Below are 15,662 nucleotides of genomic sequence, written 5' to 3' on the forward strand. Positions count from 1 at the left end.
CGCCGTCAGAGGCCGAGTCGCGCGAGGAAGTCGTTGCGGAACACGCCGCGGGGGTCGTACCGCTCGCGCAGGTCGGCGAAGTCGCGCCAGTGCGGGTACAGCTCCTGCATGCGGGGTGCGGCCTGCGCCACGTCGAACAGCTTGCCCCAGTGCGGGCGCGCGGCGAACGGCGCGAGCGCATCCCCGAGCACGGGCAGCAGGGCCTCGACCGCAGGCTGGTCCTGCTTCCAGGTGAAGTGGATGCCGACCGCGCCGGTGCCCGCCGCGGGCGAGAGCCAGAGGTCGTCGGCGGCCATCGTGCGAATCTCCGTCACGTACACGAGCGGGGCGACGGATGCCGCGAGCCCGCGCACCGCCGCGATGGCATCGGCCGCGTGGCGGCGCGGCACGAGGAACTCCGACTGCAGCTCCTCCCCCTTCGAGGGCGTGAACTCGAGCTTGAAGTGCGGCAGGCGATCGATCCACGGGCCCGGCTCGCCGAGCTGCTCGGTGCAGTGCTCGGGATCGGGTGCACCGAGCGGATCGAGCTTGCGCTCGGCCGCGCGGGCGCCGAGCAGTGCGTCGGGCCACGGCCCCGGGGCATCCGCCCGCCGCTTCACCCACGCCTGGTCGAGCACGTCGGGCTCGCGCCACGAGTGGAACATCGAGACGCTGTAGCCGGCGCCGGTGACCGCGTCGAGGTCGGCGAGCACCGCGTCGAGCGGCAGGCGCTCGTAGACGGTCTGCGCGATGTCGAAGGTCGGCACGATGTCGAGCTCGACGTGGGTCACGATTCCGAGGGCGCCGATGCCGACGACCGCGCCGTCGAAGTCAGGGTTGCCCCGGCGCAGCACCACCGGGTCGCCTGCGGCGGCCACGAGCTCGAGCCCGGCCACCGCGCTGGAGAGCGTGCCGACCCGGTCGCCCGAGCCGTGCGTGCCGGTCGCGATCGCCCCGGCGATCGAGATGTGCGGCAGCGACGCGAGGTTGGCGAGCGCCCAGCCCTCCAGTTGGAGGCGGCTGCCGAGATCGCCGTAGCGGAGCCCGGCGGAGACGCGCACCACGCGCCGGTCGGCGTCGATCGCGACGTCGGCCGGCAGCCCGCCGGTGGCGACGAGCAGGCCGTCGGTGTCGGCGATGCGGTTGAACGAGTGCCGCGTGCCGAGCGCGCGGATGGCCGTGCCCGCGTCGGCCGCGGAGCGCACCACGTCGGCCAGCTCATCGACCGAGGCGGGCGCGACCACCCGTTTGGTCGCGTAGACGAGATTGCCCGCCCAGTTGCGCTGCACGTCCCCCATGTGTCGTTCCTCCCCTGTCAGCCCCGTGCCGCGTGCCGTTGCACGAGGTCCTCCGCGGCGACCCACGGCAGCATCGCGCACTTCACCCGCGCGACGTAGCGCGACGCGCCGCCGAGCGCGGCCGCATCGCCGAAGCGCTCCTCGTCGAGCTCGAGCGTGCCGCGCGAGCGCAGCACCGTGCGGAACTCCTCGATGAAGGCCGTGAGCTCGGCGTCGGTCATGCCCTCCTGCTCCTCCTCGAGCAGCGCGGACAGCATCGACGCGCTCGCCTGCGAGATGGAGCAGCCCTGGCCCTCCCAGCCGACCGCGACCACCCGGCCGTCGCCGTCGCGGCGCAGCGCGAGCGTGACCTCGTCACCGCAGGTCGTGTTGAGCTGGTGGCTCGTCTCCTCGCCGTCGACGAGCCCGACGCCGTGCGGGCGCTTCGAGTGGTCGAGGATGATCTGCTGGTACAGCTGGTCGAGGCCGCTCATGCCGCACTCCCGGCGACGCCGAAGAAGCTGCGGATGCCCGAGACGGCGTCGAGCGCCCGGTCGATCTCGTCGGGGGTGGTGTGCACGCCCGCGCTGATGCGCAGGCTCGCGGTGAGGCCGAGCCGGCGGTGCAGCGGCTGCGCGCAGTGGTGGCCGACGCGCACCGCGATGCCGAGGTCGTCGAGCACCTGGCCGGCGTCGTGGGCGTGCACGCCGTCGACGTCGATGCTCGCGAGCGCGACGCGACCGTCCGCGCCCGGGCCGCCCAGCACCCGGATGCCCGGCATGCCGGCGAGGCCGTCGTGCAGCCGTGCGGCGAGGGCGTGCTCGCTCGCGGCGATGCGGTCGAGGCCGATCCCGTCGACGAACCGCAGCGCCTCGGCGAGGCCGATCGCCTGCGCGATGCGCGGGGTGCCCGGCTCGAACCGGGCGGGCGCGGGGAGGAAGTGCGCCTTCTCGAGCGTCACGGTCGTGATCGCCGAGCCGCCGTAGAGATGCGGCGGCAGGGCGTCGAGCAGTTCTCGACGCCCCCAGAGCACGCCGATGCCATTGGGCCCGTAGACCTTGTGCGCGCTGAAGACGGCCGCGTCGACCCCCAGCTCGGCCGGGCGCAGCTCGAGGTGCGGCGCCGACTGGCAGGCGTCGAGCACGACGAGCGCGCCGACCGCCCGGGCCGGGGCGATGAGCGCGTCGAGCGGCGAGACGCGGCCGGTCGCGTTCGAGACGTGCGCGAACGCGACGATGCGCGTGCGCTGGGTGATGACGTCGGCCGCGGCATCCGCCTCGATCACGCCGTCGTCGTCGACCGGGACGACCTTCAGGATCGCGCCGGTGCGCGCCGCGAGCTCCTGCCACGGGATGAGGTTGGCGTGGTGCTCGAGCTCGGTCACGACGATCTCGTCGCCCTCGACGAGGCCGTGCGACGGGAAGTCGGCGCCCGCCCCGCGACCGGTGCTCGCGTGGCCGATGGCGGTCGCGAGCAGGTTGAGGCCCTCGGTGGCGTTGCCGGTGAACACGATCTCGTGCTCGGTCGCGCCGAGGTGGCCGGCGACCGTGCGGCGGGCCTCCTCGTAGCGCTCGGTGGCATCGGCCGCGAGCGTGTGCGCGCCGCGGTGCACCGCGGAGTTCGCCTCGGCGTAGAAGGCGCGCTCGGCGTCGAGCACGCGCAGCGGCTTCTGCGCGGTCGCGGCGGAGTCGAGGTAGGCGAGCGGATGCCCGTGCACCTCGGTGGCGAGGATCGGGAACTGCGCCCGGATACCGTCGAGTTCTGCCTCGGTCAGCGGCGCGGAAGTCACCCTCCCAGCGTACGCGTCCGCGGCGGCGGGGCGGCGCGCGCGGCCCGCTGCGGTCAGTCGTCGCCCGTCGGGCGGGTGCCGGGCGGATGCCACGCCAGGCGCTCGCGCTCCAGCGGCCGTGCGAACGGGGCCCACAGCATGAGGGCGACACCCGCGCCGACCAGCATCCCCCCGATCGTGTCGGTGAACCAGTGCACGCCGAGGTAGGTGCGGCTGACGAGCATGAGCACGACGTACGCGGTGCCCGCGGCCCACACCCAGACCCGTGGCACGATGACCCCCAGCGTCACCGCGATCGTCGCGGCGTTCGCCACATGCCCCGACGGGAATGAGCCGAAGTCGCTCGTGACGAGCATGTCCTCCGGGCGTGCGCGGCCGAAGAGCTGCTTCAGCAGCTGCACGAGCGCGGCGCTCGCGACGGATGCCGCGAGGAAGTACGCCGCACCCCACGGCCGGCGCAGCAGGAGCAGCGCGACGATCGTGACGACCGGCACGACGAGCACGCCGATGACGCCGCCGCCCAGGCGATCCATGACGGTGGCGAGCCAGATGCCCACGGGGCCCCTGATCTCGAGGATCTCCTCGGCCCACTCCTCGTCGATCTCGACGGGCAGCCCGTCGAACCGCCCCGCGATCAGCAGCCCGAGGCCCGCGGCGAGCAGCACCGCCGCGATGCCGCTGAACAGGGGCACGCGGCGGCCGACCTCGATCGCCTCGGCCTCGCCCGCGGCATCCGTCGCCTTCGTCTCCCCCATCCGGCCACGCTACCCCGCCCGAACTCGAGACCCGTCGAACGGCTGCGATCCCGGGCCCGGAAGCGCAGGTTCCTGACGGGTCTCGGCGACGACGGGCGCGGGTCAGTCGCTGAGCGGCGGCACGGTGCGCGGGCGCACGACGATCCAGAGGGTGAGGATCGCCACGGAGATCGCGACGCCCATGACCGCGGCCATCGGCGTGGAGGACGCGACGCCGAGCAGGCCGATGAGCGGAGAGATGAGGCCCGCGAGCCCGAAGTTCAGCGCGCCGAGGAGCGACGCGGCCGTACCGGCCTCCGAGCCGTGGTGCGCGAGCGCGAGCACCTGCACCGTCGGGAAGGTGAACCCGCACGCGGAGATGAAGAACCAGAGCGGGATGATCGTGCCCCACATGCCGGCGCCGGCCTGGTCGAGCACGACGATCGCGATCGCCATCGCGAGCTGCACGACGGTGGTCACCGCGAGGATCCACTGCGGCCCCACGTCGAGCTTCGACATGAGGCGAGAGGACGTCTGCACGCCGAGGACGACGCCGATCGAGTTCGCGGCGAAGAGCAGCCCGTACTGCTGGGCGTCGAAGCCGTAGACGTCCTGGAAGACGAACGACGACGCCGAGAGGTACGAGAACAGGGCGGTGAAGTTCATGCCGCCGATGAGCGCGACGCCGATGAAGATGCGGTCGGTGAAGAGCGCCTTGTAGCGCTGACCGATGGTGGAGTGCCCGGCCTGGTGGCGCCGGTGCGCGGGCAGCGTCTCGACGAGGAACACGAGCACGGCGACGAGCACGAGCGCCCCGTAGCCCGACAGCACCCAGAAGATGCCCCGCCAGTCGGTGATCAGCAGGAGCTGCGAGCCGATCACCGGGGCGATCACGGGCGCGAGGCCCGAGACCAGTGCGAGCCGCGAGAGCATGCGCACGAGCGGCTTGCCGCCGAAGAGGTCGCGCACCATCGCCATGGCGACGACCGCGCCCGCCGCGGCGCCGAAGCCCATCAGGAGGCGGAACGCGCCGAGCCAGTAGATGTCCGGCGACAGCGCCGCGCCGACGCACGAGAGCACGTGCAGCACCGTCGCGAGGATGAGCGGGAGCCGACGCCCGATCTTGTCGCTCCACGGGCCCACCACCAGCTGACCGAAGCCGAAGCCGATCATGGTGCCCGTCAGCGTGAGCTGCACCGCGGCCGCGGACACGTCGAGGTCGGACTCGAGCGCCGGGAACGCCGGCAGGTAGAGGTCGATGGTGAACGGGCCGAGTGCGGTGAGCGCGCCGAGCACGAAGATGTAGGTCAGGCGCTGACGGCGCGTCAGCGCGTCGCCGGCGTGCGGGGTGCGCGCGTCGCTCGGCAGGATGATCGGGATGGGGCTGGTCGCGGTCACTGCGCTCCTGTTCGGAGGGTCACGAGCGATGCGCGCCGTCGGGCACCGTCTGGGGCGGAAGGAGGGTGGGCGTGCGTCGAGCGCCGCCGGGGTCGAGCCGATCGGGTCCGCTGCGACCTCGAATCGATTCGATCGATGTCGCCAGTCTAGCGGCGCGCGCCCGTGCGCCGAAACCCGTCAGGGCGTGGGCAGCAGCGCGGCCAGGCGCGCCCCGGCCTCCTCGAGCCACGCGAGCGGGCGCGCCATCGCCTCTCCGGGGCTGCCGGCGAGATCGGCGAGCGAGACGGATGCCGCGAAGTCGCCGGCCTCCGCCGCGATGACGCCCGCGACCAGGGCGACCGGCACCCCCGACGCGAGCGCGGTCGCGCGCACCTCCGAGGGCACCTTGCCGGCCTCCGATTGCCCGTCGAACTTCCCCTCGCCGGTCACGACCACGTCTGCCCGGTCGATCGCCGCCGCCAGGCCGATCGCCTCGGCCACCGCGGCCGCACCGCTCACCGCGGTCGCCCCCCACGCGAGCAGACCGTACCCGGTGCCGCCGGCGGCGCCCGCGCCGGGCGTCGCGGGATCGGGCGCCGGACCCGGGGCATCCGCCGCCTCGAACCCCCGGCGCAGCACGGCCGCGAACCGGGCGAGGTGCGCGTCCATGAGCGGCACCTGCGCCTCGTCCGCGCCCTTCTGCGGCCCGAAGACGGCGGCAGCGCCGTCCGCCCCGAGGAGCGGGTTGGTCACGTCGCTCAGGACCACGGCGCCGCCCGGTGGCAGTGGGCGCAGCCCGGTGAGGTCGACGCGGTGGAGGTCGCCGAGGCCGCGGTTGCCGGGCCGCACGGGCCGCCCCGAGGCATCCGTCGCCCGCGCCCCGAGGGCGGTCAGGGCACCGAGCCCGCCGTCGGTCGAGGAGCTGCCGCCGATCGCGAGCAGCAGGCGGTCGACGCCCGCGTCGAGCGCGGCGGCGATGGCCTCGCCGAAGCCGATCGTGTGCGCGTCGAGCGGCTGGAGCGGGTCGAGCAGGGTGATGCCCGACGCGCTCGCGAGCTCGACCACGCCGAGGCGTTCGCCGTCGGCCCCGGTCAGGCGCAGCCAGCTCGTGTCGACCGGGCGTCCGTCGGGGCCGGTCACCCGCACGGGCATCCGCTCGGCGTCGGGGTCGGCCGCGGCGAGCGCGTCGATCGTGCCCTCGCCGCCGTCGGCCATCGGCCGTGCGACCAGCTCGTCGCCGGGTGCGGTGCGCGCCCAGCCCGCGGCGAGCGCCGACGCCGCGTCCGCGGCCGTCGCGGTGCCCTTGAACGAGTCGGGCGCGAGCACGACGCGGCGGCTCACGGACGCGCCTCGGTGAGCCAGCGCACCGCGTTGGCGAGCAGCCTGCGGTGCTCGGGGCTCTCGTACGAGCGCAGATCGTGGCCGAGCGCGTCGTAGACGATGCGGCACCGCCCGACCTCGCGCGCCCACACCAGCGGGTGCTGCTCGTCGTCGTAGGTGTGCTCCACGAGCGGCACGACGTGCTCGCCGAGCACCAGGTCGGTGTACCGCTCGTCGACCAGCTCGAAGTCGTCGATGCCCGCCACGACCGGGTGCGCGTCGCGGTGCACGTGCAGCGAGGCGACACCCATCGGCGGGTGGAACGAGAACTCGCCGTCCCACTCGCCGTCGAGGAGCTCCCGCCACTGCGGCAGGTCGCGCAGCGACGCGGCGGCCGCGTGCATGCCGAGCAGGCCGATGCCGCGCTCGACCGCCTCCGCGAGGTTCGCGCGCTCGGCGGCGAGCACGTCGGGCGCGGGCGTGCGCCGCTCGCGCTCCGGCAGCAGCGTCGCGTCGACGAGCGAGCGCCACGGGTCGCCCGTGTGCACCACGAGCAGGTCGACGCCGTCGAGCCCGGCCGCCAGCCGGGCATCCGTGTCGTGCACGATCTCGACCGTGAAGCCCTCGTCGACCAGCAGGTCGGCCAGCGCCTGCGAGGTGTCGATGAACGGGTGGAACGGATCGTCGTACCGCCCATGCCCGGACAGGATCACCGCGTTCGCCATCTCGACCTCCTCGCGCGTTCGGGTTCGCGCATGCTCGTAATTCTGCACCCCGGACGGCAGGCGGATCTCACGCGGTGGACGAGCGGGGCCCGCCGGCTCCTACGAGCCGGGCCGGCGCTCGGTCACCGGGCTCTCGAGGCTGGCGAGGCGATCGGTGTCCTCGCGCAGCGAGACCGGGGTCACCACGGCCCCGTCGTGCGCAGCGGAGGAGTAGATGGCGGTGACGATCTCGAACGAGCGCGCGGGCGCGGACGCCGTCGAGGGCAGCTCGGCGCCCGACGCGAACGCCGCGTAGGCCTCGCGCAGCAGCGGCAGGTGCCCGCTCGGCTCCTCGGCGTCGGGCAGCGCCCACCCCGCGGCCTCGGCCTCGTCGATGCCGGGAGCCGGCGTGATGCGCCAATGCTCGTGCCCGTGGCCGTACAGGTGGTCGACCGTGATCGTGGCGCGCTCCGTGTCGATGCGGATCGAGCTCACCTCGCGCGGCGACACCGCGCTCGTGATGACCTGCGCCACGGCACCGTTCGCGAAGCCCACGGTCGCGGTCGAGACGTCCTCGGTGTTCGTCTCGCGCGCGAGGCGCCAGAGGTCGCCGCGCACGCTGGTCCAGTCGCCGAGCAGCCACGCGAGCAGGTCGATCTGGTGGATGCCGTGGCCGAGGGTCGGCCCGCCGCCCTCGGTCTCCCACTTGCCGCGCCACGGCACCGCGAAGTACGCCGGGTCGCGGTACCAGAGCGTCTGGCAGGTCGCCACGAGCGGCCGCCCGAGCGCGCCCGAGGCGAGCAGCGACTTCACGTGGGCCGCCGCGGTGCCCGTGCGCTGCTGGAACACGACGACGAGCCGGCGGTCGTTGCGCTCGGACGCCGCGACCATGTCGTCGAGCTCGGTGAGCGAGAGCGCCGCGGGCTTCTCGCAGACCACGTGCACGCCCGCGTCGAGCGCGGCGATCGCCTGTCCGGCGTGCACGCCCGGAGGCGTGCAGACGTGCAGCACGTCGGGGCGCGCCTCGGCGAGCATCGTCGCGAGGTCGTCGTAGACCGCGTCGGCCCCGTGACGCTCGGCGAACGCCTCGGCGGCGTCGCGCACGTGGTCGGTGACGCCCACCAGCCGGGCGCCGATCGCCCGGATCGACTCGGCGTGCGCGTTCGAGATGTTGCCCGTGCCGACGATCGCGGAGCGGAGCGGGGTGGCGGTCATTCGGGGTTCCCTTCGGGGTCGACTCGACGGGTCTCGGGTGCGTCGGCGCCGGCGAGCGGGTCGAGGCGGACGAGCGCGGCGGGCTCGAAGCGGCGCAGCCGGCCGCACATGCCGAACGCGGGTTCGGCGCGCGCCGACGCGACGCGGCCCTCGGCGAGGTGCGCGGACTCCCCCGCGGCGAGCGCGGCGAGCTGCGCGTCGGTCGCGGCGGCGATGCGGGCGACGGATGCCTCCCAGAGCGCGCGCCACGAGGCTGCACGCGGCGCGACCAGCGCCCCGGCTCGGGCGTACAGGCGGCGCAGCGCCTCGGCGTCGAGGTCGCCTGCGGGAGACCGAAGCGCCGCGAACCCGGCGACGGCGAGGTCCCGGCGGCGCATCGCGGCGGCGAGCCGGTCGGCCTCGGGGGCATTCGCCCCGGGAAGAGCCGCGGCGTCGGCATAGCGCTCGGCATCGGCGAGCACCTCGTCGGGGAAGGTCATGACCGCATCGCCCGCTTCAGGCAGCCCGGCGTTCTGCATGACGACCCGCACCGAGAGCCCGCCGCGGTTGATCGCGCGGTGGATCACGCCCGGCGAGAACCAGACCACGTCGCCCGGCGCCAGCGGCGTCTCGCGGAACCCGCTCGCGTCGATCGTCTGCACCGCGCCGGTGCCCGCGACGACGACGTACGCCTCGCTCGAGACCGTGTGCAGGTGCGGCGTGCCACCGGCGAGCCCGTCGGGCGCGACGCCGTCGTACACGTCGAGTGCGCTGACCGAGGTGCCGCCCGGGAAGTCGGGGCGGGGGCCTGGGGCATCCGTCGTCATCGTTCCCCCAGCAGGTCGCCGAGGCGTTCGCCGGCGGCCCACGCGAGCGCTCCGGCGCGGTCGGGGTCGGATGCCCCGTCGGCGACGACGACCCCGTACCGCAGCGTCATCGCCTCGCCGGGCGCGATCTCGTGCTCCTCGCTGAAGAACGGCGCCGGGCAGATGCACGCGAACTCCTCGCTGCGCGCGAACCACTGCGTCGGATGCTGCACGTTGCCCGGGTCGTCGATGAAGACGACCGTCGAGGCCGCGTCGACCTCGTCGTGCGTGCCGGTGAAGCCCATCCACGGCGCGCGCGTACCCCGCAGCTCGTCGCCGCCGGTGACGCCCGGCGCGAGCAGCCGCCCGCCGGTGAACGAGCGCGGGCCGCGCCAGAACAGCCCGCCGTAGCCGGCGTTCTCGCGCCCGCGGGTCGTGGGCGAGCCGATCGGGATCGACCGGTCGGTGCGGTTCGTCATGCGGGTCGCGAAGCCGAGCAGCCAGGCGTCGTCGGCGATCACGGATGCCGCGAGCGTGCGCTCCTCGTCGAAGATCGCCTCCCCCGCCTCGGTCACCCACGTCAGGCGCTCGATCACGCGCGGGCTGCCGCCGGAGGCATCCGCTCGCTCGAAGCCGTCATGGCGCTGCGTGCCGTTGTTGGGCAGCTGCACGTAGCCCTCGCCCCGCACGAACGTGGGGCCGCCCCAGAAGTTCTCGTCGCCGACGACCGGGAGCGACCAGGCGATGCCCTTGTGCCAGACGTGGTCGTGCGGGCGGTAGAGCGAGACGGTGCGGCCGGCGCGCGTGCGGATCGGGCTGAAGTACGGGCGCGGCGACTCGTAGGTCGGGTGCGCGGGCCGGAAGACGTACTCGGCGAGCGTGAGGTCGCCGTCGGCGTCGGTGATCGTGAGGCGGTCGTCGGACTGGTCGATGCGGAGGTCGGGCATCGGGCTCCTCGGTTCGTCGTCGATCCTGCGCCTGGTTCGCGCCGCTCGTTGGGAAAGCGCTATCCAGCGTACACGTCCACGCCCCTGCAATCTACGCGCCCGCCCTCGACCGCGACCCCGACCGCGACCGCGACCGCGTACGCAAACTGCGGGAACGCGCCGCGGATACCCGCACTTCGCGTACTCCGTCGCGCGGCGGGCCTGCCACGGAGTACGCAGAGTGCGGGAACTCCCGGGGAGTTTCCGCACTCTGCGTACTCGGTCGGGCGGGCCGGCGCGAGTGGGTGCACTACAGCTGGAGCGTGGCGGGGCGGATGCGGCCCGCGACGCGCGTCGTCGGCCAGCGCGGGTCGACCGTGAGCGGCTCGATGCCGTCGGGGCCTGCGAGCACGGTGTCCTCGACCTTCGCGCCGGGCGCGGTGGGATTCCAGGCGAACGGCTGGCCGGGCTGCACCACGTCGGCGATGCCGGGCATGGCACGGGGGTCGCGGCCCGCGTAGCCCGCGGCGCCGCCCTGGTGGTGGTTGCGCCACTCGTCGGCGTCGAACCCGTTGGCCCCGTACGCGGCGATGCCTGCGGCGAACGCGTCGCCGAGCGCGGCACCGGGCACGGTCGCGTCGAGGAACGCCGCCTCGACCTCGAGGATGCGCCGCTCGGCGTCGGCCTCGGCCGGATCGGTGGCGCCGAAGCGCAGCCAACGGGTCGCGTTCGCGATGAGACCGTGGCGGCGGCCGCAGACGACGAGCATGCTGCGGTCGCCGATCGGGGCGGCGGTGGGCAGCGGATGCCGGTGGCCCAGCCGCGACCGCCCCGCGACGAGGGCGACCAGGGGGTCGATGCCTCGCGCGGCGAGGCCGGCGGCGAGCGTCGCGGCGACGTCCCGCTCGGACTGCTCGGGGTGAGCGCCTGTCGCGGCATCCGTCAGCACCTCGGCGACCTCGCGGCAGAGCGCGCGGTAGCGGGCGAGCTCGGCGGGCAGGAGCGAGGCGCGGGCGGCGCGCAGCTCGGCGGCGACGTCGGCTTCCGTGAGGAGGCCGGTCGCGGGGGTCGCCGCGGATCCGGCGAGCGGCTCGTGCCACGGCACCCGCGTCAGGGTCGCCGCGGGGTCGTGCGGCAGTTCCTCCGCCAGCATCCGCTCGGCCTCGTTCGCGAAGACGAGCCACTCGTCGCCCTCGCGGCCGACGACGACCGCGGCGATCGGGTCGCCCGCGAGCGAGACGTGCACGCGCGCGCCGTCGAGGTACCACGAGAGCGCGGTGGCCGAGGTGAGCAGCAGCCGGTCGGCCCCGCGCACGTCGAGCAGCTCGAGCACTCGTTGCCGCTTCACGGCACGGTCGGCCGCGACCGGCGCGTCGCCGGCTCCCGCGGGTGCGCCGGCCACATCGGGCGGTCCGGCGGGGGCGACCGCCGGGTCCATCGGGTCCGTCGCAGGGCTCATGCGCGATCCGCTCCGGCGCTCGCGGGCACCGGCCCGGTGCTCGCCCGCACCTCGAGTCGCGGCCGGTAGAGCAGCGTGTGCTCCGAGCGCCCGCCGGCGACGAGCGTCGAGAGTCGCTGCCAGACCTGCGCGCCGAGCTCGCCGCGCGGCACCGACATGCTCGTGAGCGGGGGCGTCGAATAGCGGGCGAACGGGGAGTCGTCGAAGCCCGCGACGGAGAGGTCGCCGGGCACGTCGACGCCGAGCTCGGCGAGCCGGTGCAGCAGGCCGAGCGCGACCAGGTCGTTGAAGCCCAGCACGGCGGTCGCCCCGCGGTCGCGGGCCTCGAGCACGGCATCCGCCGCCGCAGCACCGTCATCGAGGCGCGAGCCGCCGGGGAGGATCTCGACCGACAGGTCGGGGTGCGTCTCGCGCGCGGCGGCGAGACCGCGCTCGCGCTCGCCGTTCGAGACGCTCGATGCGGGACCCGCGAGGTACGCGATGCGGCGGTGCCCGAGCGCGACGAGGTGGTCGACGAGGTCGTGGATGCCGCGCGCGTAGTCGACGCCGACCCACGGCACGCCGGCCGCGTCGAGCGGGCGGTTGACGACGACGACGGGCGCGATGCGCGCGACGAGCTGGCGCAGGCGGGGCTCGGGCATGCGCGGGGCGCAGAGCACGATCGCGTCGCAGCGTCGGCGGGCCTCGAGCGCGACCGCCTCCTCCGACCCGGCGCGCTCGTCGGTGTCGGCGACGAGCACCCGGTAGCCGTCTGCATCGGCGGCGAGCGTGAGGCCCTTCAGGATGCCCTGGAAGAGCGGGTTCTCGAGGTCGGGCACGACCATGGCGACGGTGTGGTTGCGCCCCTGCACCAGGCTGCGCGCCGCGAGGCTCGGCTCGTAGCCCAGTTCGGCGACGGCCGCGTGCACGGCGCTCGCGATCGACGGGTCGACGTTGGGCTTGCCGTTCAGCACGCGCGACACCGAGGCCTGCGAGACGCCCGCCTGGCGGGCCACGTCGACGATCGTGACCGGCCGCTGCCGCTCGACCATCGCACCTCCCAGAAATCGTTTCCCCGATCATAGCCCGCGAGTTGTCCGGAACCCTTGAATCTCCTAGACTCCAACGAGAAAACCTTTTCTCAACCGTGGAGGTTCGATGCGCGTCGTCGTGACGGGATCCGCCGGGCGCCTCGGCCGCAGCGTCGTGCGCGGGCTCACCGGGGCCGGCCACGAGGTCGCGGCCGTCGACCGCGTGCCGACGCCCGAGCCCGCGGCATCCGAGCACCTCGTCGACCTCGCCGACCAGGCGGCTGTCGACGCGCTCTTCGCCGAGCTGCGCCCCGACGCGCTCGTGCATCTCGCCGGCATCGCCGTGCCGTTCAGCGCGCCCGAGCGCGACATCATCGTCACGAACACCACGCTCGGCTACGGCGTGCTCGCCGCCGCGGCGGCCCACGGCGCCACCCGCGTGCTGGCAGCGTCGAGCCCGACGATCCTCGGCTACGGCATCCCGTCGTGGCGCGCGCGGTACGCCCCGCTCGACGAGGCTCACCCGGTCTCCCCGTGGAACGCGTACGCGCTCTCGAAGGTCGTCATCGAGCAGGAGGTCGCGATGTTCGGCCGCGCCGCCGGCGCCGACGGCCCCGTGTTCGGCGCGTTCCGCCCCTGCTACGTCATCTCCCCGGAGGAGTGGCAGGGCGCCCTCACGCAGCAGGGCCACACGGTCGCCGAGCGCCTCGCCGACCCGGCACTGGCCGCGGTCAGCCTCTTCAACTACGTCGACGCGCGCGACGCGGCCGCCTTCGTCGACACCTGGCTGCATGCGGCCCCCGAACTCCCCCAGGGCGAGACGTTCTTCGTCGGCGCGGCCGACGCCATGGCCACCCGCCCGATCGCCGAGCTCTGGCGCGAGTACCTGCCCGCGCTCGGCGAGGCGGGCGACGCGCTCACCGGCGACGCGCCGGTGTTCTCGGTCGCGAAGGCCGAGTCGCTGCTCGGCTGGAGGCCCGAGCGCCGCTGGCGCGACGAGCTCGTCGCCGACGTGCCCGGCACCCCCGAGGCATCCGCCACCCCCACGACCACAGGAGCACCGTGACCTCGCCCCTCGCCTTCGACGGCGTCCTCTTCTTCCCCGTCACCCCGTTCGGCGCAGGCGGCGCGCCCGACCTCGACGTGCTCGGCGAGCACGTCGGCTCGCGCCTCGAGCACGGCCCCGGCGGCGTGTTCCCGGCGTGCGGCACGGGCGAGTTCCACGCCCTCTCGACGGGCGAGGTCGACCAGGTCGTGCGCACTGCGGTCGAGGTCGTCGGCGGTCGCGTCCCGGTGATCGCGGGCGCGGGCGGCGCGCTCGGGCAGGCGATCGAGCAGACGCGCAATGCGGCGGATGCGGGTGCCGACGGCATCCTCCTGCTGCCGCCGTACCTGGTCGGCGGCACGACCGACGGCCTCGTCGCGTGGGTCGAGCAGGTCGCCGCGGCGAGCCCGCTGCCGGTGATCGTCTACCACCGCGCGACGGCCCGCTTCACGCCCGGCGCGATGCGGCGCCTCGCGGCGAACCCGAAGATCGCGGGCTTCAAGGACGGCACGGGCGACATCGGCCTCACCCAGGAGATCGTGCTCGCCGCGGGCGAATCCGGCCGCGAGCTGCACTTCTTCAACGGCCTGCTCACCGCCGAGCTCAGCCAGGGCGCGTTCCGCGGCATCGGCGTGCCGCTCTACTCGTCGGCGGCGTTCGCGATGATCCCCGAGCTCGCCGCGGCGCACTATCGCGCCTACACCGCGGGCGACGAGGCCACCCGACTGCACCTGCTACGCGAGTTCTACGTGCCGCTCGTGAACCTGCGCGACGAGACCCCCGGCTTCGGCGTCTCGCTCATCAAGGCCGGGCTGCGGTTGCAGGGCATGGCGGTCGGCTCGGTGCGCCCGCCGCTCGTCGACCCGACCCCCGAGCAGGAGGCACGCCTCGCCGGCATCCTCGACCGCGGCCGCGAACTCGTGGCGGAGCTGTCCGCGGCATGACGGCCACGATCCGCTCGCTCGCCACGCGGCTGATCCGCGTGCCGCTGTCGCGCCCGTGGGGGCCCGACGTCACGGAGCTGAGCGTCATCGAGACGGTCGTCACCGACTCCGACGGCGCCACCGGGTACGGCTTCTCGTGGACGCCCACGATCGGCGCGGCATCCGTACAGGCGATGCTCGACCACGACATCGCGTCGTTCGCGGTGGGGCGGGCGGCGGATGCCACGGAGTTTTGGCCCGCACTCTGGCGCCACCTGCACGAGGCCGGCGGGGGCGGCGTGACGACCATCGCGATGGCGGGCCTCGACCTCGCGCTGTGGGACCTCGCGGGCCGACGCGCCGACGCGAGCGTCGTCGAACTCGTCGGCCGCACGCAGGAGACCGCCGAGGTGTACGGCAGCGGAGTGAACCTGCACTACCCGCTCGACGAGCTCGTGGCCCAGGCCGAGCGCTGGGTCGCGAGCGGCTACGACGCCGTGAAGGTGAAGGTCGGCAGCCCCGACCCCGCGCGCGACGTCGAGCGGCTGGCCGCGCTGCGCGAGGTGCTCGGACCCGACCGCCGCCTCATGATCGACGCCAACCAGCGCTGGAGCCTCGACGCCGCGACGGCCGCCCTCGAGGCGTTCGCCCCGTTCGCCCCGGCCTGGATCGAGGAGCCGCTGCGCGCCGACGACCTGCCCGGTCACGCCGAGCTGCGCCGCCGCACCGACGTGCCCATCGCGCTCGGCGAGAACGTGCACACCCGCTACCGGTTCGCCGAGTTCCTCGACGCCGGCGTCGTCGACGTCGCCCAGCCGAACATCGTGCGCGTCGGCGGCATCACGCCGTTCCGCGAGATCGCCGCCCTCGCGGACGACTACGGCGTGCCGGTCGCGCCGCACCTGCTGTTCGAGCTCTCCGGCCAGCTCGCGCTCACGCTCCCCCGGCCGACGCTCGTCGAGGACGTGGAGGACGCCACCTTCACCGCCCTCGGCGTGCTCGCAGACCCCGCGCCCGTCAGCGTCGACGGCGCGCGGCTCTCCTTCGACCCCGCACCCGGGCTCGGGCTGCGCTTCGCCTGACGCGCACCCCGCGGCATCCGCCCGCCCCTCGCACCCA

At 74.5% G+C, this 15,662-nt stretch carries 15 protein-coding genes; 3 read left to right on the forward strand and 12 right to left on the reverse strand.

Annotated elements, in window-relative coordinates; genetic code table 11:
* Positions 1-5: 5 nt before the first annotated feature.
* From QMG39_RS02460 to QMG39_RS02515, 12 genes are all read right to left on the reverse strand, one after another.
* Positions 6-1,277 carry an FAD-binding protein gene (locus QMG39_RS02460; protein WP_281882242.1) on the reverse strand — a complete coding sequence of 424 codons (1,272 nt, stop codon included), beginning with the start codon at positions 1,275-1,277 and terminating at the stop codon, positions 6-8.
* A gap of 17 nt (positions 1,278-1,294) precedes the next feature.
* Entirely contained in the window at positions 1,295-1,750 is a 456-nt protein-coding gene (gene sufU / locus QMG39_RS02465; RefSeq protein ID WP_281882243.1) for a Fe-S cluster assembly sulfur transfer protein SufU, read from the reverse strand.
* Positions 1,747-3,045 (reverse strand): SufS family cysteine desulfurase, encoded by a 1,299-nt coding sequence (locus QMG39_RS02470; RefSeq protein ID WP_281882244.1) that lies wholly within the window; start codon positions 3,043-3,045, stop codon positions 1,747-1,749. The genes sufU and QMG39_RS02470 overlap by 4 nt, the downstream gene beginning before the upstream one ends.
* A 53-nt stretch (positions 3,046-3,098) precedes the next feature.
* Positions 3,099-3,800, reverse strand: coding sequence for a phosphatase PAP2 family protein (locus QMG39_RS02475; protein ID WP_281882245.1), 702 nt, complete (start codon positions 3,798-3,800; stop codon positions 3,099-3,101).
* A gap of 102 nt (positions 3,801-3,902) precedes the next feature.
* On the reverse strand, positions 3,903-5,177 hold the full coding sequence (locus tag QMG39_RS02480) for a multidrug effflux MFS transporter (RefSeq protein WP_281882246.1): 1,275 nt from the start codon (positions 5,175-5,177) through the stop codon (positions 3,903-3,905).
* A gap of 177 nt (positions 5,178-5,354) precedes the next feature.
* A complete protein-coding gene (locus QMG39_RS02485) occupies positions 5,355-6,497 on the reverse strand; it encodes a glycerate kinase (RefSeq protein ID WP_281882247.1) in 1,143 nt (380 codons plus the stop codon).
* Positions 6,494-7,201, reverse strand: coding sequence for a ThuA domain-containing protein (locus tag QMG39_RS02490; RefSeq protein ID WP_281882248.1), 708 nt, complete (start codon positions 7,199-7,201; stop codon positions 6,494-6,496). The genes QMG39_RS02485 and QMG39_RS02490 overlap by 4 nt, the downstream gene beginning before the upstream one ends.
* A 99-nt stretch (positions 7,202-7,300) precedes the next feature.
* Positions 7,301-8,395: a Gfo/Idh/MocA family protein gene (locus tag QMG39_RS02495; RefSeq protein WP_281882249.1), complete on the reverse strand. Its 1,095-nt coding sequence runs from the start codon at positions 8,393-8,395 to the stop codon at positions 7,301-7,303.
* Entirely contained in the window at positions 8,392-9,201 is an 810-nt protein-coding gene (locus QMG39_RS02500; protein WP_281882250.1) for a cupin domain-containing protein, read from the reverse strand. The genes QMG39_RS02495 and QMG39_RS02500 overlap by 4 nt, the downstream gene beginning before the upstream one ends.
* On the reverse strand, positions 9,198-10,127 hold the full coding sequence (locus tag QMG39_RS02505; RefSeq protein ID WP_281882251.1) for a DUF6807 domain-containing protein: 930 nt from the start codon (positions 10,125-10,127) through the stop codon (positions 9,198-9,200). Before QMG39_RS02505 ends, QMG39_RS02500 begins: the two co-directional genes overlap by 4 nt.
* A 289-nt stretch (positions 10,128-10,416) precedes the next feature.
* On the reverse strand, positions 10,417-11,565 hold the full coding sequence (locus QMG39_RS02510; RefSeq protein WP_309298770.1) for a M24 family metallopeptidase: 1,149 nt from the start codon (positions 11,563-11,565) through the stop codon (positions 10,417-10,419).
* Positions 11,562-12,596 (reverse strand): LacI family DNA-binding transcriptional regulator, encoded by a 1,035-nt coding sequence (locus QMG39_RS02515; RefSeq protein WP_281882252.1) that lies wholly within the window; start codon positions 12,594-12,596, stop codon positions 11,562-11,564. Before QMG39_RS02515 ends, QMG39_RS02510 begins: the two co-directional genes overlap by 4 nt.
* Positions 12,597-12,702: 106 nt before the next feature.
* Here QMG39_RS02515 and QMG39_RS02520 point away from each other — a divergent pair, with 106 nt between their 5' ends.
* Genes QMG39_RS02520 through QMG39_RS02530 form a run of 3 tightly spaced genes read left to right on the forward strand, consistent with a single transcriptional unit; the run spans position 12,703 to position 15,625 of the window.
* Positions 12,703-13,641 (forward strand): NAD-dependent epimerase/dehydratase family protein, encoded by a 939-nt coding sequence (locus tag QMG39_RS02520; RefSeq protein ID WP_281882253.1) that lies wholly within the window; start codon positions 12,703-12,705, stop codon positions 13,639-13,641.
* The gene (locus QMG39_RS02525; protein ID WP_281882254.1) at positions 13,638-14,564 is read left to right on the forward strand and encodes a 5-dehydro-4-deoxyglucarate dehydratase; all 927 of its coding nucleotides are present in this window, start codon (positions 13,638-13,640) and stop codon (positions 14,562-14,564) included. Before QMG39_RS02520 ends, QMG39_RS02525 begins: the two co-directional genes overlap by 4 nt.
* Positions 14,561-15,625, forward strand: a complete 1,065-nt coding sequence (locus tag QMG39_RS02530) for a mandelate racemase/muconate lactonizing enzyme family protein (RefSeq protein WP_281882255.1) — start codon at positions 14,561-14,563, stop codon at positions 15,623-15,625. Before QMG39_RS02525 ends, QMG39_RS02530 begins: the two co-directional genes overlap by 4 nt.
* Positions 15,626-15,662 lie beyond the last annotated feature (37 nt).

Origin of the sequence: Agromyces rhizosphaerae (genome assembly GCF_027925245.1) — a bacterium.
In the GTDB taxonomy this organism is placed as follows: domain Bacteria; phylum Actinomycetota; class Actinomycetes; order Actinomycetales; family Microbacteriaceae; genus Agromyces; species Agromyces rhizosphaerae.